Consider the following 20,318-nt stretch of genomic DNA (forward strand, 5'->3'; position numbering starts at 1 on the left):
CCAACTACCTCGTCAACTCCGGATACGGTTCCGTGTGAACGAGTCCCGCTCTAGAACCTGGAACCTAGAACCCAGAACCTAGCTGAGCGTCGCCATCGCCGAGCGCTCGAAGTCCTTGAGCTCGTCGAGACGGCCGTCGCGGATCTTTTCAACCCAGTGGGGGTCGGCCAGCAGGGCGCGGCCGACGGCGACGAGGTCGAACTCGTCGCGCTCCAGCCGTTCGATCAGGCCGTCCAGCGACGCGGGCTTCGATCCCGCGCCGCCGAAGGCCGCGATGAATTCGCCGTCGAGGCCGACCGAGCCGACGGTGATGCTGGGCAGGCCGGTGACCTTCTTGGCCCAGCCGGCGAAATTCAGGTCCGAGCCCTCGAATTCCGGCTCCCAGAAGCGGCGCTGGGAGCAGTGGAAGACGTCGACGCCGGCCTCGACCAGCGGCGCCAGCCAGGCTTCCAGCTCGGCCGGGTCATGGGCGTTCTTCGCCGCGAAATCGTGCGACTTCCACTGCGACAGGCGCAGGATCAGGGCCATGTCCGGACCGACGCCCTCGCGCACGGCCTTGACCACCTCGGCCCCGAAGCGGGCGCGGTCGGCGATGGTCCCGCCGCCCCATTTGTCGGCGCGGTCGTTGAGGCCGGACCAGAAGAACTGGTCGATCAGATAGCCGTGGGCGCCGTGGATCTCGACGGCGTCGAAGCCAAGCTCGCGGGTGGCGCGGGCCGAGCGGCCGAAGGCGGCGATGGTGTCGGCGATGTCCTCGTCGGTCATCGGCTCGAGGCCGCGCTTGCCGGGGCTGGTCATGCCCGCAGGGCTGTCGACCTTGCCGAGCGGCGCCCAGTCGGCCCCCTGCCCGCGCGCCGAGCCGACGTGCCAGAGCTGGGGTGCGATCAGCCCGCCGGCGGCATGGACTGCCTCGACCACCTTCCTCCATTCCGGCAGGGCCTCGCCGTGGAAGACCGGCACCTTCGCGTCGTTACGAGCGGCGGGGCGTTCCACGACCGTGCCCTCGGTGACGATCAGCCCGACCCCGCCCTCGGCCCGGCGGCGGTAGTAGCCGGCGACGTCGCTGCTCGGAACGCCGCCCGGCGAGAAGGACCGCGTCATCGGCGCCATGACGATGCGATTGGGCATCTTCAGCGATTTGACCTGGAAGGGGCGGAACAGGGCGTCGACGGACATGGGCGGTTCTCAGGTGACTGGAACACACAAGGTGGCGGTTAGGGTTGCGTTTGAAAACCCTACAGGTCGAGTTTTTTCGCCAGGGCCTCAGCGAAGCCCGCGAACCGGCCCGCGATATCCCCGTCGGGGTCGCTGACCACGGTCGGCACGCCGGCGTCGCCGCCCTGGCGCAGGGCCGCGTCGAGCGGCAGGTCGCCGAGGTAGGGGATGCCCAGACGGCCGGCCTCCGCTTCCGCGCCGCCGCGGCCGAACACAGCGCCGGTCATGTTCTCGATCAGGCCGAGCGTCGGCGCCTCGACCTTCTGGAACAGGGTGTGGGCGCGGCGGGCGTCCGCCAGCGCCACCTCCTGCGGGGTGGACACGATGACGGCGCCGTCGAGCGGGGTCTTCTGCACAAGGGTCAGCTGGACGTCGCCGGTGCCCGGCGGCAGGTCGACGACGAGGATGTCGAGCGGCGCGTCCTCTGTGCCCCAGCGGGTCTGGGTCAGCATCTGGGTCAGGGCCTGGGACGCCATGGGGCCGCGCCAGATCATGGCGTCATTGGCCTTGGTCAGCAGACCGACCGACATGACTTTCAGGCCGTGGGCGACATGGGGCGTGATGGCGTTGTCGATGTACTCCGGCGCGCCGGAGACGCCCAGCATGGTCGGGATCGAAGGGCCGTAGACGTCGGCGTCGAGCACGCCCACCGACAATCCCCGCGCGGCGAAGGCGGCGGCGAGATTGACCGCGACGGTGGACTTGCCGACCCCGCCCTTGCCGCTGGCGACGGCGAGGACACGGCGGACGTGGGCCGGTCGCGCCGTGGCGACGGGGGCCTTAGGGCGGCCCTGATCGACGGCCTGGGGCGAGAGGGAGGCGCGGCGCGGAGCGGACACCTTCAAGGTCTCGGCGGTCAGGACGACGGCGACGCGGACCATGCCGGGGATGGCTTTGAGCGCGGCCTCGGCGGCGTCGCGGATCGGGGCGTAGAGGGCGGCGTCGGCGGCGGCGACCTCCAGCGCGAAGCCGGCGCGATCGTCGGTGACGACCAGACCCTGGACCAGACCGGCGACGACCAGCCCCTGCCCTGTCTTTGGATCGAGGACGGCGTCGAGGGCGGCGAGGACGGTTTCGCGGTCGGGCAAATTACGATTCCATGCTCCCTCTCCCATTGGGAGAGGGCTTGAGCGCCCGATAGCCGAAGGCGATCGGACTTGCGCGAAAGGGTGAGGGGCGGGATGGTTGGCGATACACACTAAAACGGACGTGGCCGATGTGCGCTTACCGGCCAAGAATGCAACCCCTCACCCTTTCGCGCAAGGGCGACGCCGAAAACGGCGCCGTGCGCTCAAGCCCTCTCCCCATGGGAGAGGGAGCCGCAGCTTGACCCCGCCTCTGATCACCCTGCTGGCCGGCCCGACCGCCTCGGGCAAGTCGCGGCGCGCGCTGGAAATGGCGGCGCGCACGGGAGCCGTCATCGTCAATGCCGACAGCCAGCAATTGTATGCCGACCTGCGCGTGCTGAGCGCTCGTCCGTCGGCCGCGGAAGAGGCCATGGCCGAGCACTGGCTTTATGGAGTGGCCAACGCTGCCGACGCCTGGTCGGTCGGACGCTGGAGCCGGGTGGTCATGCCGGTGCTGGCCGAACTGGCGGCTGAGGGACGCCCGGCCCTGCTGGTGGGTGGGACCGGTCTCTATTTTACGGCCCTGACCACGGGGCTGGCGAACATTCCGGATGTGCCGATCGAGGTGCGCGACGCGGCCGGCGTCGCCTTTGACGCCGACGGCGAGGCGGCGTTCCGCCGTCGGCTGGCCGAGGTCGATCCGGCGGCTGAGGCGCGGATCGAGGCGGGGGATCGCCAGCGCCTGACCCGGGCCTGGGCCGTGGCGGAACACACCGGGCGGGCGCTCAGCGACTGGACCGCGGACACGACGCCGTTGCTGGCGCCCGGATCGTGGACGGGGCTGGTGATCGAGCCGGAACGCGAAACCCTGTACGCCAACTGCGACCTGCGGGTGGCGCAGATGGTCCAGGCCGGGGCGCTGGACGAGGTGCGGACGCTGATCGCGCGTGGGCTGGACCCGGCCCTGCCCGCCATGAAGGCGGTCGGGGTGCGCGAGTTCGCCGCCCATCTGGCGGGCGGGACGACGCTGGCGGCCGCCGTCGAGGCGACGCGCCAGGCCACGCGCAACTACGCCAAGCGGCAGCTGACCTGGTTCCGCAACCAGACGCCGGAGTGGAATCGGCTCCCGGAGCCTGATGCGGTCCGCGCGCCCGCGCCCTGAGACGCCGGCCGGAGCGGATGCTATGCAGAAACCGGGTGCGGGGGTCGCATCAGCCACAGCGACGTCGCCCGGGCCGATATCCGTTGCGCGCGCGAACTTCGAGAGCGCGCATGACCAATCGGGTCGATTCCCTCATCGAACAAATCCGCGCGCTGGAGCACGATCTGGCGGCCGAATTCTCGCGGCAGCGGTCGGGCTTCCGGTTCGGGCTGGAGCATGGCCGGGCCCGGTTCGAGGAAGAGGCCCTGCGCCGGCTCGAGGAACGCCGCGTCCACCTGATGAAATACATTCTGGGCGCGCCGGTTCTGTACGTGCTGAGCGCCCCGGTGATCTATTCGCTGATCCTGCCGTTCGCCGTGGTCGATCTGTGGGTGTCGCTCTACCAGGCGATCTGCTTCCGCGTTTACGGCATCCCACAGGTCCCGCGGGGGCGCTACATGATCTTCGACCGGACCGGCCTGCCGTATCTGAACGCCGTCGAAAAGCTGAACTGCGCCTACTGCTCGTATGTGAACGGCGTCATCGCCTATGTCCGGGAGGTCTCGGCGCGTACCGAGCAGTATTGGTGCCCGATCAAGCATACCCGCCGACTGATGGGCGCACACGGCCGCTACGCCGGGTTCGGCGATTTCGGGGACGGCGAGGCTTATCGCGAGGCGCTGGAGGCGTCGCGCCGGGCGCTGCGCGAGGACCGCGAGGACTGACGTCCAACGCAGCCCTCACTTCGGTCCTTGGAAGCCGGCGCGGGAGACCCTATATTGGTTCTGCCGGGGCTTGCTCCGGATATGGCGATAAACGCGCTTGTAATAAGCGGACCGGACCCGGGTGCGATTCCCGGCGGCTCCACCATTTCTTCCCCGCGTTATCGGCGGAGCGAGCATGGGGCCGACTAGCATCGACGGACGTGTAAAGAAGACTGCTTTCGCCCGTCCTGGCCCACCGTATCGGGCCATTTTCTAACTGCGAACGATAACTTCGCTGGAGAAGTCGCTCTCGCCGCATAAGCGGTTCGGGTGATTTCGAACACTTAAGTCCTCAGGGATCAGTTCCTGGGGCGGGGCCCGGAGGGCGCCTGCCAACAGAAGCCCTCCACCTACCTCCAGTGACGCGCCCTCCTCTTTCTTTTGCAAGATGGGGGGGGCCTGCCAACAGAACCCCTGGCACTTTCCCCTATCAGAAGGCGCCCTCCTGTCTTCCCGGGGAAGGTTTGGGGGCGCCTGCCAACAGAAGCCCTCCACCCAGGCTGTTCGTCACTTGAATTGACCCGCCTCCCGCGCGCTTGCCCCGACGATGGCCGGTTCATCACACTTGGCCCGGAAGGCGTCGCGCCAGCCAGATTCAACTCGGCGAACGGATGGTCCATCTCAGGGACCCGCCCTCGTCTTTCGGAAGATGTGGGGGGCAGCCAACAGAGCTCCTCGCACTTTCCCATCTTGGCGCCTTTCGCCGGCCTCTGCGCACAGCTATCAGTTCGCGCGAACAATCGAGGCGACCCATGGCCCAAGAGACGCCCCCCGTCGACGAGATGCACTATGAGCAGCTGGCGCAGGATGCGCTGCGCGGCGTCATCCGCTCGGCGCTGGAACGGGCCGCCCTGCCCGACGGCATCCCGGGGGGGCACCATTTCTATGTGACGTTCAAGACCCGCGCCCCGGGCGTCAGCGTGCCGCCGGACATCCTGGCCAAATATCCTGACGAGATGACGGTCGTCCTCCAGCACCAGTATTGGGACCTGAAGGTCGAGCCGACGAAATTTTCCGTCATGCTGAAATTCGGCGGCATGCCGAAGGTGCTGGCCATGCCCTACACCGCCGTGACCCGCTTCTACGATCCGTCGGTGCAGTTCCTGCTGCAGTTCGAGGCGCCCGCGACGGTTGAGGAGATCGCCGCCGAGGTCGCGGCCGCCGAGCCAGACCGGACTCCGCCGGCGGACGGCGACGACGACGGCCCCAAGGTCGTGTCGCTGGACCAGTTCCGGAAGAAGTAGGCCCTTTCCCTCGCCGCGCCTTTCGATAATCTCGGGCCGGGCTTAAGGCCGGGGGAGTGCATGGGTCGGGGTCTGATATTTGTTCTGGCGGCCCTGTTCGGGTTCGCGGCGTCCGCCCATGCCCAGACGGCCGCTCCGCCCAGCCGGTTCGCCAACTGGACCTCGGCCATCGTCGCGGCGGACTGGCGGGACGGGGCCAACCGGCCGATCCAGGCCTTCGACAACGCCCGGCGCGATCTGGTGAAGGGCTTCCTCTCCGCCGGCTTCACGCGCGCCAATATGGTCGACTACAGCCTGAGACCCGATGCGCCGCAGCCGGTCTCGGCGTCAGCCGTGCTGGAGGGAATCAATGCGGCGGCGACGCGGGGGACGTCGGGATGCCTGCTGTATTTCACCTCGCACGGCGTGCCGACCGCCATGGTGTTCGGCGAGGCGCCGCGGATGACGCCGGACATGATGGCCAATATCGTCCGCGCGGCGTGCGGGACCCGGCCGACGGTGGTGATCGTCTCGGCCTGCTATTCCGGCATCTTCGTCAACGCCCTGTCTGCGCCGAACCGGATGGTGCTGACCGCCGCCAGCCGCGAGCGGACTTCTTTTGGCTGCGGGGCTGACGAGACCTATCCGTGGTTTGACGGCTGCATCATCGAGACCCTGCCGACGGCGACCGACTTCCTGGCCCTGGCGGCGGGAACGCGGGCCTGTGTAACGCGCAAGGAGACCGAGCGCGGCGTGAGCCCGGCGTCGGAGCCGCAATTGTTCGTGGGAGCGGAGATGCAGCTGCGCTTGCCGACACTGCGCTTTCAGCGCCCTTCGTAGGATCCCTTCTCCCATTGGGAGAAGGTGGCCCGGAGGGCCGGATGAGGGTCGGGTGCATCCAACGGCGTAAGCCGTAGCGCGGACGGAGGTACGGCTTTCGCCGACCGCAGCAGGCCCCTCACCCTTTCGCGCAACCGCTCGCTTCGCTCGCGGGCGCTCAAGCCCTCTCCCATCGGGAGAGGGTCAGGTCGAGCGCGGAAACACCCTGATCGTGATCCGTTCGCGCTCGCCCTCGCGGCGTTCGACCAGCAGCCGGGCGACCTGGGCGTCGTCGTGGAACAGATAGCCCTTGAGTGCGTCCAGCAGGGCCTTGGCGAGGTTGTCCAGGTCCATCCACGGCGGGTCGCCGATGTGCTCCATCAGGATCTCGACCGTGTAGTCGCCGTATGAAGGGCGCGACGTCCACTCCTTGCGCATGAACTCATAGACCAGTGGCTTGTAGTATTTGGCCTGGGTGGTCAGGCCGTCGATGGTCAGTTCGACCGTGTCGCCGGTCTCGCGGGCGCGGACCTTTCCCGTACCAATCCAGCCTGCCGTCACGGATGGCACCCGGGCGGTACATGGCCCTCGATCCGGGTCGAGCGGATGACGACGGACGGGGTCAGCCGTTCCTCGCTGTTCGCGGGCGACATCTGGATGCGGCGGGCGACGTCGAGGCCCTCGACCAGGCGGCCGAAGGCGGCGAACCCCTCGCCATCCGGATTGCGGCCGCCGCCGAAGTCCAGGGCGGGCGTATCCTGCGTCACGATGAAGAAGCTGGAGGTCGCCGTGTCGGGGCCGTCGCGGGCCATGGAGATCGCCCCGGCGACGTGGCTGAGCCCGGTGTCCCGGGTGCGCTCGAGGGGGATCGGAGGGCGCAGGTCGTCATCGTCGCCGCGCGGGGTGGCGGCCTGGATGACATCGATCGGATGGGGATTGCCGGCATTGGTGGCCCGAACGACCGTGCGGAAGAAGCGGCCGCCGTCATAGTCGCCGTCGGTGACATAGCTGAGGAAGTTGCAGGTCGAGAGCGGAGCGCGGGCCAGATCCAGTTCGACCACCATCCGGCCGGCGTCGGTCTCCATGACCACGCGCGGCGCATCCTGTGCGCTGGTGGTCGTGGCGCAGGACGTCAGGCCGATGGCCGCCAGCGCCGCCGCCGTCATCATGGTCCGCATCGCCGGTCCTCCGCCTTGCCCCTTCGCCTGCTCGTGCTACACCGCCGCGCATCCTCCCGCCACGCCTTCGAGAGCCCGCGCCGCATGTCTGGACACCGCACCGAGACCGACACCTTCGGCCCCATCGAGGTCGCCTCGGACCGATACTGGGGGGCGCAGGCGCAGAGGTCGCTCGGCAATTTCAAAATCGGCTGGGAGAAACAGCCCCTGCCGATCGTCCGGGCGCTGGGGATCGTCAAGCGCGCGGCGGCCGAGACGAACATGGCTCTGGGCAAGCTGGACCCGAAACTGGGCGAGACCATCGTCGCGGCGGCGAACGAGGTCATCGAAGGCAAGCTGGACGACCATTTCCCGCTGGTGGTCTGGCAGACCGGCTCCGGCACCCAGTCCAACATGAACGCCAATGAGGTGATCTCGAACCGGGCGATCGAGATGCTGGGCGGCGAGATGGGCTCCAAGACGCCGGTGCACCCCAACGACCACGTCAATATGAGCCAGTCGTCGAACGACACCTTCCCGACGGCCATGCACGTCGCCTGCGCCGAACAGGTGGTCAACGACCTGATCCCGGCGCTGAAGCATCTGCAGGCGGCGCTGGACGCCAAGGCGAAGGCCTGGGACCACATCATCAAGATCGGCCGGACGCATACGCAGGACGCCACGCCGCTGACGCTGGGCCAGGAGTTCGGCGGCTATGCCCAGCAGGTCGCCAACGGCGTCGAGCGGATCGAGCTGACCCTGCCCAAGCTGATGGAACTGGCCCAGGGCGGCACCGCCGTGGGCACCGGGCTGAACGCGCCGGTCGGGTTCGCCGAACAGGTGGCCGAGCGGATCGCGGCCATCACCGGCCTGCCCTTCGTCACGGCGCCGAACAAGTTCGAGGCCTTGGCCGCCCATGACGCCATGGTGTTCAGCCACGGGGCCATCAACACGGTCGCCGCCTCGCTGTTCAAGATCGCCAACGACATCCGCTTCCTCGGCTCGGGCCCGCGTTCGGGGCTGGGCGAGCTGGCCCTGCCGGAGAACGAGCCGGGCTCGTCGATCATGCCGGGCAAGGTCAATCCGACCCAGTCGGAAGCCCTGACCCAGGTCTGCGTCCAGGTGTTCGGCAACCACGCGGCGGTGACATTCGCCGGTTCGCAGGGGCATTTCGAGCTCAACGTGTTCAACCCGGTGATGGCCTACAACTTCCTGCAGTCGGTGCGGCTGATGGCCGATGCGGCGGTGTCCTTCACCGACAACTGCGTGGTCGGGATCGAGCCGCGCGAGGACAATATCAAGCGCGGCCTCGACAACTCGCTGATGCTGGTCACGGCCCTGAACGGCAAGCTCGGTTATGACGCCTGCGCGAAGATCGCCAAGACGGCCCACAAAAACGGCACCACCCTGCGCGAGGAGGCGGTCGGCGGCGGCTATCTGACCGATGCCGAGTTCGACGAGGCGGTGCGGCCCGAGAAGATGATCTCGCCGGGTTAAGCCCAATCAGGGCTTGTCGCGGATCGTCCGGCCGATCGGGGCGAGGGCCAGTTTGGCCAGTTCCAGATCCTTGAGCGCGAACGGGATGCCGATGATGGAGATGAACTCGGCAACGGCGATCAGCAGGTGCGACAGGGCGATGTACCAGCCGGCGAACAGGAACCAGATGACGTTGAGGACGAGGCCCAGCGGCCCGGTTCCGACGTCGTGCGCCCCCAGTTCGTCGCGCCAGACCACTTCGCGGCCGAACGGCCAGAAGGAATAGCTGGCGATCCGCCAGGCGGCGAAGGTCCACGGCAGGCCGACGATGGTCAGGGCCAACACAGCGCCGCCGAACAGCCAGAGCAGGCCGGACAGCCAGCCGCCGAAGACGAACCAGAGCAGGTTGAGGATCAGGCGGATCAAGGGCGTCGTTCCGTCGCGCCACGAGCCGGCGCATCCCCCAGATAGGTCGAAGGCGGCTCGGGCGACAGCGGGTCCCGGGTGAATTCGCGGTAACCGGCCGGTCGTTTCGAGGTGTTCGCCGGACTGAACCGGGTCTACCGTGACCTCGTTCCGGCGACGTCGGCCCGCGGGAGACCCGCCGGATCGCGCGTCAGGCGGCATATCGGAGGTCGGCATGGGCGAGATCGTCAATCTGAACCGGGTGCGCAAGGATCGGGCGAAGGCCGAGGCCAGGGCGACGGCGACCGCCAACCGCGCCGCCCATGGACGGTCCAAGGCCGAGCGAACAAAGGCGGAGGCGGAACGCGAGCGGGCCGCCCGACTGCTGGACGGATCGAAGCTGGAGGACTGAAATGGAGGATATGCCACACAACCGGCACGGACTGATCCCGATGCTGGTCGCCATTCGGGTCACCGCCGAACGCAAACGGCGCGACGCCGAGGCCGCCGCCAAGAGCGGAGAAAAGGCCCCGCCCGCGGAGACGCCGAAGAAGAAGAAGCGCGGCTGGTTCTAGCCGGCCGCCACGACCTTCGGCGCGCGGATCAGCAACGCCTGCCCCGACAGCACCAGCACCAGCCCGGCCAGGGCCGGCCAGCCGAAGCGGGCGCCCTCGAACAGCACCGAAACCAGCATGGCGATGGGCGGCGTCAGGGCCGAGATATAGCTGGCCATGGCGTAGCCGATCATCCGGGCGATGGTGAAATACATCCCGAAGGCGATCACCGATCCGAACACCGACAGATAGAGCAGCGATCCGACATAGGTGAAGGTGGGATCGATGGTGAACTCGACGCCGGTGGCCAGCCCGTAGACGGCGAGCAGACCCGTTCCATAGGCCATGGCCCAGGCGGTCGAGGGGATGGCCGCAGAGCCGTGGGTCTGGCCCTTCCAGGCGAAGAAATTGCCGAAGGCCGAGGCGGTGGTGGCGATCAGGGCCAGGCCGACTCCGAGGGCCGCCTCGCGGTCAAAGCCTGCCTTGAGCACTTCGCCGCCCGACAGGACCACCACACCCAAAATGCCCAGGATCGCTCCGCCCCATGAGGCGGCCGCGGCTTTCTGACCGGCAGCCAGCCGAAACAGCACCAGATTGATGAAGGTCAGGGAGGCGAAGGTGACGGCGACGATGGCCGAGGCGACGTGGGTCTCCGAGGCATAGGTGAAGCTGTAGCTGATCGAAAAGGCGAAGGCCCCCTGCCCCAGCGCCGCCAGATGCTGGGCGCGGGTCAGCCGCAGTTTCTGGCGGGCGATCAGGCAGCCGAGGAACAGGAGGGCCGAGGCAAGGCCGAACCGCCAGACGATGGAGGCCAGCGGCGCCACCGTCCCCAGCTGAAGGGTGATGGCGTACCAGGTCGTGCCCCAGATCATGGCGCAGACCAGCACTCCGCCGATGCCCAGCAGGGTGGTCCGTGACAGGGGCGGACGGGCGACGGGAGGAACGAAATCGGGGGAGGTCACCCACGCCCAGTGGCGGATGCCGGAGGTCGGGGCAAGCCGGGTTTTGGAACGGATGACACAAGTCCGGCTTATGACGTCCGGAAAGCGCGCTCAGCCGCGCAGCTTGAGCCCCGCGCGAACCTCGACCGGCACCGACTGATAGACGGAGGGCGGGCGGATGTTGAGGCGGGCGCGGGCGGTCTCCAGCGGCTGTTCGAACAGGGCCTCATAGTCCAGCGCGGGCAGCCAGCGCGCGGCCCTGCCGTTGCGGTACGCCTGCCAGACGGCGCGGCGGGCGGGAATGGAACGGACCTCGCGCCGGATCTCGCGGGCCGCGCCCCAGCCGATGAAGGCGAAACCGAGATTGCGGGTCTGGCCGAAGGAGAAGGAGACCACGCAAGCCTCCCCAAGCGCGTCGGTGCCGTAGCCGGTGAGGACGTGCCAGATGTCGTGGACGTCCCTCAGCCGGCGCGAATACCAGACGACCGGGTGCGGCGCGTCAATGAAGGGCACGACCTCCCGCTCGACTTCCGCAAGGCCGTCGGCGGTGAAGCCCCGCGCCTCGCGGAACGCCCGATAGGCCGCGCCGACCGTCCCGGGCTGGAAACGGGCCAGCCAGACCGGGTCGTCGAGTTTGTGGGCGAGTTCCTCGCGCAGGAAGGCCTGGCGACCGCCTTCCATGGTCGACAGCATCCGGTGATAGCCGCGCGAGACCGACCGGCCGCTGAGCGCCTGCATGATGCGGAACACCTCGGCGGTGTCCTCCTTGTCGCGGATCAGCCGACGAAAGGCCTTCAGGGCTGCGAGCGGGCGCAGGCGCTCGGAGCGTACCTTGCGGAAATCATCGACGTCGGCGGAAATCAGGGTCATGGCGGCGTCCGGGAAGATGTCCCAGTGTAGCGAATGAAGCGTCGGACTGGAACGGGCCTGCGCAGCTTGGGTTAACAACGACAATACATTTTTGAAAGCCGCGTTTTGATGCCTCATGCTCATACCCCGGCGCCGGCGCCCCGATTGCAATCGCTCGCCCTCGCCTGGCCGCGTCATGTGCTTCGCCAGGAGGATGTGGCGGCCAACGGGGCGGAGATGTTCGCCACCACCCACGGCGGCTTCGAGCGGCTCGCGCCGATCTACCGGAACGCCCTGATCGAGACGCGGCATTCATGCGTGCCGATCGAATGGTACCTCAAGCCGCACAGCTTCTCCGAGCGCAACAACCTGTTCCTTAAAAGCGCGGTGCCCCTCCTGGCGGAGGCGGCCGGCAGGGCGCTGGATCAGGCCCGGCTGACGGCCGGCGACATCGACGTCATCGTCGTGGTCTGTACGACCGGCATCGCCACACCGGCGCTGGACGCTCGACTGATGCAGGTCATGCCGTTCCGGCCGGACGTGAGACGGGCGCCGATCTTCGGGCTGGGCTGCGCCGGCGGCGTGGTGGGACTGGCGCGGGCCGCCGACATCGCCCGGGCTCACCCGGAGGAGCGGGTGCTGTTGCTGGTGGTGGAGCTGTGCGCCCTCACCTTCCGGGCCCAGGACCGCTCCAAGAGCAATCTGGTCGCCACGGCCCTGTTCGGCGACGGCGCGGCCGCGGCGGTGATCTCATGCCGATCGGACGCATCCGGGCCAACGCTGGGCGCGAGCCGTGAACACACCTGGCCCGACAGTCTGGACGTGATGGGCTGGGATGTCGCCGACGACGGACTGAAGGTCGTGTTCAGCCGGGATATTCCCACACTCGTTCGGGACGATTTCCGCCCGGTCGCCATCGATTTTCTGAGCCGGCAGGGGATGATCGCGGCCGATGTCGGCGGGTTTGTATGTCATCCCGGCGGGGCCAAGGTGATCGATGCCCTTGAAGGCTGCTTCGGACTGGACGAGGGCGCGCTGGTCCACACCCGCGCCGTGCTGCGCGACCACGGCAACATGAGCGCGGCGACGGTGCTGTTCGTGCTGAAGGCGATGCTCGACGACGGGGCGAAGGGTCCGCTGCTGTTGACGACGCTGGGGCCGGGCTTCACGGCCGCCCTGATGCTGGTGCACGCCTGATGTGGCTGTGCCCTATCCTGGTCGCGGTGGCGATGCAGCGACTGTGGGAGCTCTGGCTGGCGAACCGCAACACCCGTCGCCTGCTGGACGAGGGTGCGATGGAGGTCGGGGCCAACCACTACTCCCTGTTCATCGTCCTGCACGTCGGCTGGCTGACGGCGCTGGCGATGTTCACCCCGTTGACCACGGTCCCCAACGCCTGGCTGCTGGCGTTCTATGGATTGCTGCAGTTCGGTCGGCTGTGGGTGATCGCCACGCTGGGACGGTTCTGGACCACGCGGATCATCACCCTGCCCTCGGCGCCGCTGGTCCACCGCGGGCCGTACCGGTTCGTGCGCCATCCGAACTATCTGGTGGCGTCTTTGGAGATCGCGGTGCTGCCGCTGGCCTTCGGGCAGGTCTGGATCGCTCTGGTCTGGAGCCTGGCCAACGCGCTACTGGTCGGCTGGCGGATCCGGATTGAGGACCGGGCGCTGGAGGGGCGGAGACAATGCTGAGGAAGCGATCCGTCTCCCTGTCCGGCCACGCCACCTCTGTGGCGCTGGAGGCCGAATTCTGGACCGTTCTGGACGCCGTCGCCGCCGCGGGCGGCCTGTCGCAAGCGGGGCTTTTGAAGCGGATCGACGAGCGTCGCGGGCGCACGCCCCTGGCCTCGGCCTGCCGCCTTCTGGCGCTGGCCTGGACGGGCGGCGACCGATCTTTCATCGAACAGGATTCGGCCGATTGACACCCGTCAGGGTTGGCGCATGGTCGGTTTTCCAGAAGGAAAGCCGCTGTGTTGGACAAGATCGACAAGACCCTCATCCCGCCCGCCCTGTTCGGAGGATTGATCGCCATCGGACTGATCGGCGCGGGGGCCTTTATCGGCTCCGGCGTGGTCAACGCCCAGGTCGGCAACCGGCAGGTGACGGTGCGGGGTCTGGCGGAGCGCAATGTGGTCGCGGACCTCGCGGTTCTGAACCTCGGCTTCAAGGCGGCCAATGACGATCTGCCCACGGCCCAGGCGAAGATCGACACCGACCTGGCGCTGGTGCGGGCCTTTTTGACACGACAGGGCTATCCAGCCGAGGCGGTGACGATCGGCCGGCTACAGGTCACGGACACCCGGGCGCGTGAATACGGTTCGACCGACAACGTCGTCCGCTACATCCTGTCCCAGAGCGTCACGGTACGGACCACGGACGTCCAGCGCGTGGCGCAAACGGAGCGGGCGCTGAACGATCTGGTGCGCGAGGGCGTGCAACTGGACTTCGCGGCCCCAACCTATGTCTTCACCAAGCTGAACGAGGTGCGGCCGGCGATGATCGCCGAGGCGACCGCCTCGGCGCGATCCGGCGCCGAGCAGTTCGCCAAGGACTCCGGCGCGCCGCTGGGCCCGATCCGTCAGGCGACCCAGGGCTCGTTCGAAATCCTCGCCCGCGAGGACATCGACAGCGAGTCGACATCGCTCGACAAGCGGGTCCGGGTCGTCGCGACGGTCAGCTACCAGCTGCGCTGACGCTCAGGTCGCGGGCGCCGGCTCGGGCGGCATGACCGGTGGATTGACGGGCGGCACATCCGGCAGGTCCGGCATCTTCGGCGCATCCGGCAGTTCCGGACGCGGCAGGTCGATGTCGACGGAGATGTCCGTGCCGTCGGGCGCTTCGATCGCACCGCGATTCGAGAAGACGACCACGGCGATGATGATGACGACCACCACCAGACCGCCCACGAGCAGGGCGATCCAGCTGCCGCCGCCACCGCTCTTGGGCGGATTGTTGATCGTGGTGTGATGAACGACCTCAGGCCGCTCGGGCGGAGGAATGTTGGGATCGGTCATGGCTCAGTTCACCGTCGGAACGGCCGGGGCGGAGACCTCGGGCAGATTGACGTCGACATCGATGTCCTTGCTCTCCGGGGCCATGCCGCCGCGGGCGAAGACAAAATAGGCCACGATGGCGAGGACGACGACGATGCCGCCGACGATGAAGGCCAGCCCGGCGTTGCCGCCGCCACCGCTGTTGTTCGTATTGTTGTCGGTCATGAAATAGTCCCTTCCCCAGTCTGTCGATGCTGCGGAAACGACGGCGACGCTTGCCGGTTCCGTGAGGCCGGCGGCAGGCAGGCGCTGACATCCGCCTTCGTGCCCCTTATGTTCTCCCGATGAGTCGGCATTTATATACGTGACAAAGCAGCATTGCTTCTGTAGGGTATTTTCATTGGAGCCGACCGATGAACCTCACCGACCCGATCTTCACCTGCGCAGATAAGGCCCGCGACCATCTGGAGCAAACCCGCTGGCCCCATGGCCCGGTCTGTCCCCACTGTGGCGTGGTCAACGAAGCCACCGCGATCAAGGGCCGCAGCGCCCGCGCTGGCCTCTACCAGTGCAACGCCTGTCGCGACCAGTTCACGATCACGGTCGGAACCGTCTTTGAACGCTCCAAGGTGCCGCTCAATAAATGGCTGCTGGCCACATACCTGATGGCGTCCTCAAAAAAGGGCATTAGCGCGCACCAGATCGGTCGCACCCTCGGCGTGACCTACAAGACCGCGTGGTTCATGTGCCACCGCATCCGCGAGGCCATGACCGAAACCAGCCCGGCTCCCCTCGGTGGCCCTGACAAGACCGTTGAAGCCGACGAAACATTCATCGGCGGACGCGAGAAGAACAAGCACGTCAACAAGCGCCAGTTCACGCGCGGCGCGGGTGCCAAGCAAGCTGTCGTCACGCTGGTTGAGCGCGACGGTCGCGCCCGCTCGTTCCATGTCGCCAACGTCAACGCCAAGACCCTTCGCCCGATCATCATGACCAGCGTTCACCGCACCAGCCACCTGATGACGGACGGCGCTTCCTTCTATGTGAAGCCCGGCCAAGAGTTCGCCAGCCACGAAGCGGTTGACCACAAGAGCGGTGAATACGTGCGCGGCAAGGCCCACTCGAACACCGCCGAAAACTTCTTCTCCATCCTCAAGCGCGGCATCATCGGGACGTTCCACCACGTCTCGGAAGCCCACCTGAAACGCTATCTGGCGGAGTTCGATTTCCGCTATTCCAACCGTTCGGGCCTCGGCATCAACGATGCCATGCGTACCGACGAAGCCCTCCGCATGATCGCTGGAAAGCGCCTTATGTATCGGCGGGCTGGTGAAGCCGCGTACGCTTAAGCAGAAGGCTAGACGCCTGATTGCACTGCGCAAAAACAAAGGCGGGTCGTAGTTTCCCACGGCCCGCCTCGCTTTTTGAAGTCGTCTTCGCCACTCGGACACAAGGCCCGAGAACACACAGCTCACCCCCCTTGCGGGGGTCGCGTGGCAAGCTGCGATACATAGCAGAATGCTATGCGGGGCTTAAAAGATCAACAATCTTGGAAAAAAATGGTGCGGTGGGGAATGTCGCGCCCCACCGCCTTTCCACTCTTTGAGCTGCGGTATGCCCGCTAAGTGGCGAAGACGACAGGATTCGAACCTGCACCCCGCGACAGGGCCCTCAGTTTAGCAAACCGGGACGATATCCATTCCGCCACGTCTTCAGCCTTCTGAATAACACGGCTTTTGGATTCGCGCGACTCGGCTCAGCTTGGCGGGCTGACCTTCTTTTTGGGCGCGGCCTCGCCGCTCTGATGCGGCTTGTGAGGCGTGTTCACAAGGTTCCGCAGAACGCGCTCAAACTCGGCATCGGCTTCTGGCGATTCAGGCTTAGGGTCTTCGGTCATGGAACTCGAACCATTCGAAAGCCCCAAGTTAGTCCTCGGGGGCGCGAAAGAAAGCATCGCGGATTTCGAAGCGGCCTGTGCGAGTTTCGTCAAGGCTCCAGGCTACACCGTCATCCGACGCATGGATGGTAAGACCGGCGAGGAGGTCGTCAGCGCGCGCTTTGAGGGAAGCGCGCTCGGCACTGTCCGATTGTCCGCTTACCGCGTCGTCAACCAGTTGCGCGACGCTCTCGATCAAGCCACGAGTGACGCCGCCAAAGCCTTGGGACTGACGAACGTCGCGAACGTCCATTTCCCTATGGGTCGATCCAGTGATGACCTTGAGCGGGCCATCAGCTACAGGCTCAAGGGAGCCGACCCCGATCTCGTGGCCTTCGTCCGGGCCCTCCGTCCATACCTTGGAGGCAACGACGAACTCTGGGCCTTGGGTCGCATTTCGGGTCCGAACAAGCACCAGAGGGTACTCGCCATCGGGCTGGACAACGACGCCGGTTTTCGCATTGGGGGTGACGATATTCATATCGTCGGCCCGGCCAAACTCGGCGTTGGCACTTGGAACAGCTCTCGCAACGAGTTGGAACTCGTCAGAGTGGGGGCCGGCGGCTACTACTATGACGGCGTCACACCGGCCCTGACGGTAAAGATCGGTGATGCGGAAGTTTTCGGCGGCAAGCCTGCGGCGGCCTGCTTCCACCATCTCGCTGGCGTAGTTGAGGGCGTCGTCGCGGGTCTCGAAGCGGAGACCGCCCGCATCATCGCCGCGCGAGCGGCCTAGTGTGCCAGCCTGTCCCGATTTCTCTAACACGATGAGTCCTGCTTTGTCAGGTATATAAATGCCGATGAGTCTCCCCGATGCCCCTGCCCCGCGTATTTCCGACTTGGCCCGTTCGCGAGGTCCCGGCGGCGTCGAAGCGGCGGCCGTCGACTATCTGGCCGGGCTGAATCCGGAACAGCGCGAGGCAGTCGAGACGGTGGATGGGCCGGTTCTGGTGCTGGCCGGGGCCGGCACGGGCAAGACCCGGGTGCTGACCACCCGGCTGGCCCACATCCTCGCGACCGGACGGGCGCGGCCGTGGGAGCTGCTGGTCGTCACCTTCACCAACAAGGCCGCGCGCGAGATGCGCGAGCGGATCACCCACCTGATCGGGCCGTCGTCCGAGGGGCTGCGCTGGCTGGGCACCTTCCACTCGGTGGCGGCGCAGATCCTGCGGCGGCACGCGGAACTGGTTGGGCTGAAGTCGACCTTCACCATCCTCGACACCGACGATCAGGAGCGGGTCTGCAAACAGGTGCTGGAGGCCGAGGGGCTGGACACCAAGCGGTGGACGCCCAGGTCACTGAACGGCCTGATCGACCACTGGAAGAACCGCGGCTGGACGCCGGAGAAACTGCCCTCGAGCGAGGACTTCGCCAACGGCAAGGGGCATGCGCTGTACGCCGCCTATCAGGCGCGGCTGGTCAGTCTGAACGCCTGCGATTTCGGCGACCTGTTGCTGCACAACCTGACGATCCTGTCAAAACATGCGGATATCGCGGAGGAATACCGCCGCCGGTTCCGCTACATCCTGGTCGATGAGTACCAGGACACCAATGTCGCCCAGTATCTGTGGCTGCGGCTGCTGACCGCCTCGACGGGCAATGTCTGCTGCGTCGGCGACGACGATCAGTCGATCTACGGCTGGCGCGGGGCCGAGGTGGACAACATTCTGCGTTTCGAACGCGACTTTCCCGGCGCCAAGGTCGTCCGGCTGGAGCGCAACTACCGCTCGACCCAGCATATTCTGGGCGCGGCCTCGGGCCTGATCGCGGCCAACCGGGACCGGCTGGGCAAGACCCTGTGGACCGAGGACCTGAGCGGCGACAAGGTCCGGGTGCGCGGGGTCTGGGACGGCGAGGCCGAGGCGCGGCTGGTCGCCGACGAGATCGAGACGGCGCGGCGGGCCGGCACGCCCTACAAGGACATGGCGGTGCTGGTGCGCGCCTCGTTCCAGATGCGGGCCTTCGAGGAGCGGTTCGTGCTGCTGGCCGTGCCCTATGTGGTCATCGGCGGGCCGCGCTTCTTCGAACGGGCCGAGATCCGCGACGCCCACGCCTATCTGCGGCTGATCCTGTCCGAGGACGACGACCTGGCCTTTGAACGGATCGTCAATGTGCCCAAGCGCGGCATCGGCGACACCTCGGTGCAGAAGGTGCTGCAGATCGCGCGGCTGTCGGGTGTGTCGGCGATGAGCGCGGTGCGTGACCTGATCGTTTCGGACGAACTGCAAGCGCGGACGCGGACGGCCCTGTCGAATTTCGTGCGCGATATCGACCGCTGGCGGACCTTCGCCCGGACCACCACCCACTGGGAGCTGACGGAAACCGTTCTGGAAGAGAGCGGCTACACTGACATGCAGAAGGCCGACCGGGCCACCGGCCAGACACGGCTGGATAACCTCAAGGAACTGACGCAGTCGATGCAGTCGTTCGAGACCCTGCCCGCCTATCTGGAACACGTCTCGCTGGTCATGGACCTGGATCGCGGAGGGTCCGACGACGCCGTGCAGATCATGACCCTGCACGGGGCCAAGGGGCTGGAGTTCCCGCTGGTCTTCCTGCCGGGCTGGGAGGAAGGCGTCTTCCCCAGCCAGCGCAGCATCGACGAGAAGGGCGAAAAGGGCCTCGAGGAGGAACGCCGCCTGGCCTATGTCGGCGTGACGCGGGCCAAGTCCGATGCGCGTATCAGCTTCGCCGCCAACCGGCTGGTCTACGGGCGCTGGACCTCGCAACTGCCGAGCCGGTTCGTGGATGAACTGCCGATCGACCACGTCGAGGCCGAGAGCGACACCGGCTACTACGGCGTCACCCCCGGCATGAAGGACGCCAAGTCCCGCTGGGACGAGATGCCGACCTTCGGGGCGGGCTATTCGTCACCGGGCTGGAAGCGGGCGCAGTCCTTCACGGCGGGGCGGGCGCCGGCGGGCAAGCCGGCGCGGCATACGTTGATCGAGGGGGATGGAAGGCTGGTGGCCACGGCGGACCCGAAGGCCGGCGGGAATTGGTCGAAGGGCGAGCGGGTGTTTCACCAGAAGTTCGGTTACGGCGCGGTCACGGCGATCGAGGGCAACAAGCTGCTGATCGACTTCGAGAAGGCGGGTGAGAAGAAGGTGATCGATACGTTTGTGGAGAAGGCTTGATGAGCGTGTCAAAGGCGTTTGGGGTTGTTGTGCTGCTTTGTATCGTGTTCGGCTCGGGCTGGTTCTTTGGGTGGACCAGCGAACTGGTCTTGTCTGGAGTGACAGCCGCTGTAGTCGTTCAAAGCACAACGATTTTTGTGACCATCGGTCTTGCGATTTGGACCTATAGCAAGACCAAAGAAAAAGAGCGGGAGGCGCGCCTGTTCGCGCAGAAAGCCGAGGTTTATGAGGAGCTTCTCGGCATCATACACGGCCTGATGGGGCCGAACGGAGCAGACGCTCCTGATGATCTTGTCGAAAAGCTCCGGCAGGTGCAGTTCAAAGCGATCACTTGGGGTGACCAATCGCTTCTGGATATTCTATCAGAACTAAGCGACGGCGATGATAGCCCAAGTCAGCGTGTGCTCTTCGAAAGAATGGCCCGGCTCTACAATCAGATGAGAAAAGAACTCGGCCACAATGATCGACCGGGCATTGGGTGGGACATCCTCAAGCTACAGCTGATTGCCAAGGATCGCCCCCTCATCGACACGCTCAGAGCGCAAGCCGTCTCACCACCAAAGCGATGAAGCCGACGGCTTAGTCTCGGCGCGCGCTGGCGAGCCCGCCCCAACCCTTCGTTAAGCCTGAGGGCCGACC

Annotated in this window: 24 protein-coding genes, 1 tRNA gene and 1 other RNA gene; 16 read left to right on the forward strand and 10 right to left on the reverse strand. The window is 66.6% G+C overall.

Going from position 1 to position 20,318, the window contains the following annotated elements; all coding sequences use genetic code 11:
• Window positions 1-78 precede the first annotated feature (78 nt).
• Complete coding sequence (locus tag ACTIEW_RS14935) at window positions 79-1,176, reverse strand: NADH:flavin oxidoreductase (RefSeq protein WP_439478694.1); 1,098 nt, start codon at window positions 1,174-1,176, stop codon at window positions 79-81.
• 59 nt (window positions 1,177-1,235) lie between these two features.
• Window positions 1,236-2,303, reverse strand: a complete 1,068-nt coding sequence (locus ACTIEW_RS14940) for an Mrp/NBP35 family ATP-binding protein (protein ID WP_439478695.1) — start codon at window positions 2,301-2,303, stop codon at window positions 1,236-1,238.
• Window positions 2,304-2,541: 238 nt separating this feature from the next.
• On the opposite strand from ACTIEW_RS14940, the gene miaA reads away from it, so the two are divergent.
• From miaA to ACTIEW_RS14965, 5 genes are all read left to right on the forward strand, one after another.
• A complete protein-coding gene (miaA, locus tag ACTIEW_RS14945; RefSeq protein ID WP_439478696.1) occupies window positions 2,542-3,444 on the forward strand; it encodes a tRNA (adenosine(37)-N6)-dimethylallyltransferase MiaA in 903 nt (300 codons plus the stop codon).
• A 110-nt stretch (window positions 3,445-3,554) separates the two neighbouring features.
• The gene (locus ACTIEW_RS14950) at window positions 3,555-4,148 is read left to right on the forward strand and encodes a hypothetical protein (RefSeq protein ID WP_439478697.1); all 594 of its coding nucleotides are present in this window, start codon (window positions 3,555-3,557) and stop codon (window positions 4,146-4,148) included.
• Between the two features lie 23 nt (window positions 4,149-4,171).
• Window positions 4,172-4,538: a transfer-messenger RNA gene (gene ssrA, locus ACTIEW_RS14955) on the forward strand.
• A gap of 401 nt (window positions 4,539-4,939) precedes the next feature.
• On the forward strand, window positions 4,940-5,431 hold the full coding sequence (locus ACTIEW_RS14960; RefSeq protein WP_439478698.1) for an SspB family protein: 492 nt from the start codon (window positions 4,940-4,942) through the stop codon (window positions 5,429-5,431).
• A 60-nt stretch (window positions 5,432-5,491) separates the two neighbouring features.
• A complete protein-coding gene (locus ACTIEW_RS14965; RefSeq protein WP_439478699.1) occupies window positions 5,492-6,250 on the forward strand; it encodes a C13 family peptidase in 759 nt (252 codons plus the stop codon).
• 183 nt (window positions 6,251-6,433) lie between these two features.
• On the opposite strand, the gene ACTIEW_RS14970 is transcribed toward ACTIEW_RS14965, so the two are convergent.
• On the reverse strand, window positions 6,434-6,790 hold the full coding sequence (locus ACTIEW_RS14970) for a RusA family crossover junction endodeoxyribonuclease (RefSeq protein ID WP_439478700.1): 357 nt from the start codon (window positions 6,788-6,790) through the stop codon (window positions 6,434-6,436).
• Window positions 6,787-7,407 (reverse strand): peptidylprolyl isomerase, encoded by a 621-nt coding sequence (locus tag ACTIEW_RS14975; protein WP_439478701.1) that lies wholly within the window; start codon window positions 7,405-7,407, stop codon window positions 6,787-6,789. Before ACTIEW_RS14975 ends, ACTIEW_RS14970 begins: the two co-directional genes overlap by 4 nt.
• 84 nt (window positions 7,408-7,491) lie before the next feature.
• Here ACTIEW_RS14975 and fumC point away from each other — a divergent pair, with 84 nt between their 5' ends.
• Window positions 7,492-8,883, forward strand: coding sequence for a class II fumarate hydratase (fumC, locus tag ACTIEW_RS14980; RefSeq protein WP_439478702.1), 1,392 nt, complete (start codon window positions 7,492-7,494; stop codon window positions 8,881-8,883).
• A gap of 6 nt (window positions 8,884-8,889) precedes the next feature.
• On the opposite strand, the gene ACTIEW_RS14985 is transcribed toward fumC, so the two are convergent.
• Complete coding sequence (locus ACTIEW_RS14985; RefSeq protein ID WP_439478703.1) at window positions 8,890-9,288, reverse strand: YccF domain-containing protein; 399 nt, start codon at window positions 9,286-9,288, stop codon at window positions 8,890-8,892.
• A gap of 214 nt (window positions 9,289-9,502) precedes the next feature.
• On the opposite strand from ACTIEW_RS14985, the gene ACTIEW_RS14990 reads away from it, so the two are divergent.
• Entirely contained in the window at window positions 9,503-9,679 is a 177-nt protein-coding gene (locus ACTIEW_RS14990; RefSeq protein ID WP_439478704.1) for a DUF4169 family protein, read from the forward strand.
• A gap of 1 nt (window position 9,680) precedes the next feature.
• Window positions 9,681-9,842, forward strand: a complete 162-nt coding sequence (locus tag ACTIEW_RS14995; RefSeq protein ID WP_439478705.1) for a hypothetical protein — start codon at window positions 9,681-9,683, stop codon at window positions 9,840-9,842.
• Here ACTIEW_RS14995 and ACTIEW_RS15000 read toward each other — a convergent pair.
• Together ACTIEW_RS15000 and ACTIEW_RS15005 are read right to left on the reverse strand one after the other, a co-directional pair.
• The gene (locus ACTIEW_RS15000; protein ID WP_439478706.1) at window positions 9,839-10,783 is read right to left on the reverse strand and encodes a DMT family transporter; all 945 of its coding nucleotides are present in this window, start codon (window positions 10,781-10,783) and stop codon (window positions 9,839-9,841) included. The two genes, ACTIEW_RS14995 and ACTIEW_RS15000, sit on opposite strands and share 4 nt — an antisense overlap.
• A gap of 90 nt (window positions 10,784-10,873) precedes the next feature.
• On the reverse strand, window positions 10,874-11,632 hold the full coding sequence (locus ACTIEW_RS15005) for a Coq4 family protein (protein WP_439478707.1): 759 nt from the start codon (window positions 11,630-11,632) through the stop codon (window positions 10,874-10,876).
• Window positions 11,633-11,776: 144 nt separating this feature from the next.
• Between ACTIEW_RS15005 and ACTIEW_RS15010 the strand changes: the two genes are divergently transcribed.
• From ACTIEW_RS15010 to ACTIEW_RS15025, 4 genes are read left to right on the forward strand one after another with little or no spacing between them, the layout of a single operon-like run.
• On the forward strand, window positions 11,777-12,808 hold the full coding sequence (locus tag ACTIEW_RS15010; protein ID WP_439478708.1) for a type III polyketide synthase: 1,032 nt from the start codon (window positions 11,777-11,779) through the stop codon (window positions 12,806-12,808).
• Window positions 12,808-13,305, forward strand: coding sequence for an isoprenylcysteine carboxyl methyltransferase family protein (locus tag ACTIEW_RS15015; protein WP_439478709.1), 498 nt, complete (start codon window positions 12,808-12,810; stop codon window positions 13,303-13,305). The genes ACTIEW_RS15010 and ACTIEW_RS15015 overlap by 1 nt, the downstream gene beginning before the upstream one ends.
• On the forward strand, window positions 13,299-13,535 hold the full coding sequence (locus tag ACTIEW_RS15020; protein ID WP_439478710.1) for a ribbon-helix-helix domain-containing protein: 237 nt from the start codon (window positions 13,299-13,301) through the stop codon (window positions 13,533-13,535). The genes ACTIEW_RS15015 and ACTIEW_RS15020 overlap by 7 nt, the downstream gene beginning before the upstream one ends.
• A gap of 48 nt (window positions 13,536-13,583) precedes the next feature.
• Window positions 13,584-14,306 carry an SIMPL domain-containing protein gene (locus tag ACTIEW_RS15025; RefSeq protein ID WP_439478711.1) on the forward strand — a complete coding sequence of 241 codons (723 nt, stop codon included), beginning with the start codon at window positions 13,584-13,586 and terminating at the stop codon, window positions 14,304-14,306.
• Window positions 14,307-14,309: 3 nt separating this feature from the next.
• Here ACTIEW_RS15025 and ACTIEW_RS15030 read toward each other — a convergent pair whose 3' ends face one another.
• Entirely contained in the window at window positions 14,310-14,627 is a 318-nt protein-coding gene (locus ACTIEW_RS15030) for a hypothetical protein (RefSeq protein ID WP_439478712.1), read from the reverse strand.
• Between the two features lie 3 nt (window positions 14,628-14,630).
• Entirely contained in the window at window positions 14,631-14,831 is a 201-nt protein-coding gene (locus ACTIEW_RS15035) for a hypothetical protein (protein ID WP_439478713.1), read from the reverse strand.
• Window positions 14,832-15,019: 188 nt separating this feature from the next.
• Here ACTIEW_RS15035 and ACTIEW_RS15040 point away from each other — a divergent pair, with 188 nt between their 5' ends.
• Window positions 15,020-15,955: an IS1595 family transposase gene (locus tag ACTIEW_RS15040; protein ID WP_439478714.1), complete on the forward strand. Its 936-nt coding sequence runs from the start codon at window positions 15,020-15,022 to the stop codon at window positions 15,953-15,955.
• 277 nt (window positions 15,956-16,232) lie between these two features.
• Here the strand turns inward: ACTIEW_RS15040 and ACTIEW_RS15045 are convergent.
• Window positions 16,233-16,320, reverse strand: a tRNA-Ser gene (locus ACTIEW_RS15045).
• A 181-nt stretch (window positions 16,321-16,501) separates the two neighbouring features.
• On the opposite strand from ACTIEW_RS15045, the gene ACTIEW_RS15050 reads away from it, so the two are divergent.
• From ACTIEW_RS15050 to ACTIEW_RS15060, 3 genes are read left to right on the forward strand one after another with little or no spacing between them, the layout of a single operon-like run.
• Window positions 16,502-17,278, forward strand: a complete 777-nt coding sequence (locus ACTIEW_RS15050) for a hypothetical protein (RefSeq protein WP_439478715.1) — start codon at window positions 16,502-16,504, stop codon at window positions 17,276-17,278.
• A gap of 58 nt (window positions 17,279-17,336) precedes the next feature.
• Window positions 17,337-19,679: an ATP-dependent helicase gene (locus tag ACTIEW_RS15055; RefSeq protein ID WP_439478716.1), complete on the forward strand. Its 2,343-nt coding sequence runs from the start codon at window positions 17,337-17,339 to the stop codon at window positions 19,677-19,679.
• Entirely contained in the window at window positions 19,679-20,248 is a 570-nt protein-coding gene (locus tag ACTIEW_RS15060) for a hypothetical protein (protein ID WP_439478717.1), read from the forward strand. The genes ACTIEW_RS15055 and ACTIEW_RS15060 overlap by 1 nt, the downstream gene beginning before the upstream one ends.
• Window positions 20,249-20,318: the final 70 nt, after the last annotated feature.

It is taken from the genome of Brevundimonas sp. (assembly GCF_051860745.1).
GTDB lineage: Bacteria > Pseudomonadota > Alphaproteobacteria > Caulobacterales > Caulobacteraceae > Brevundimonas.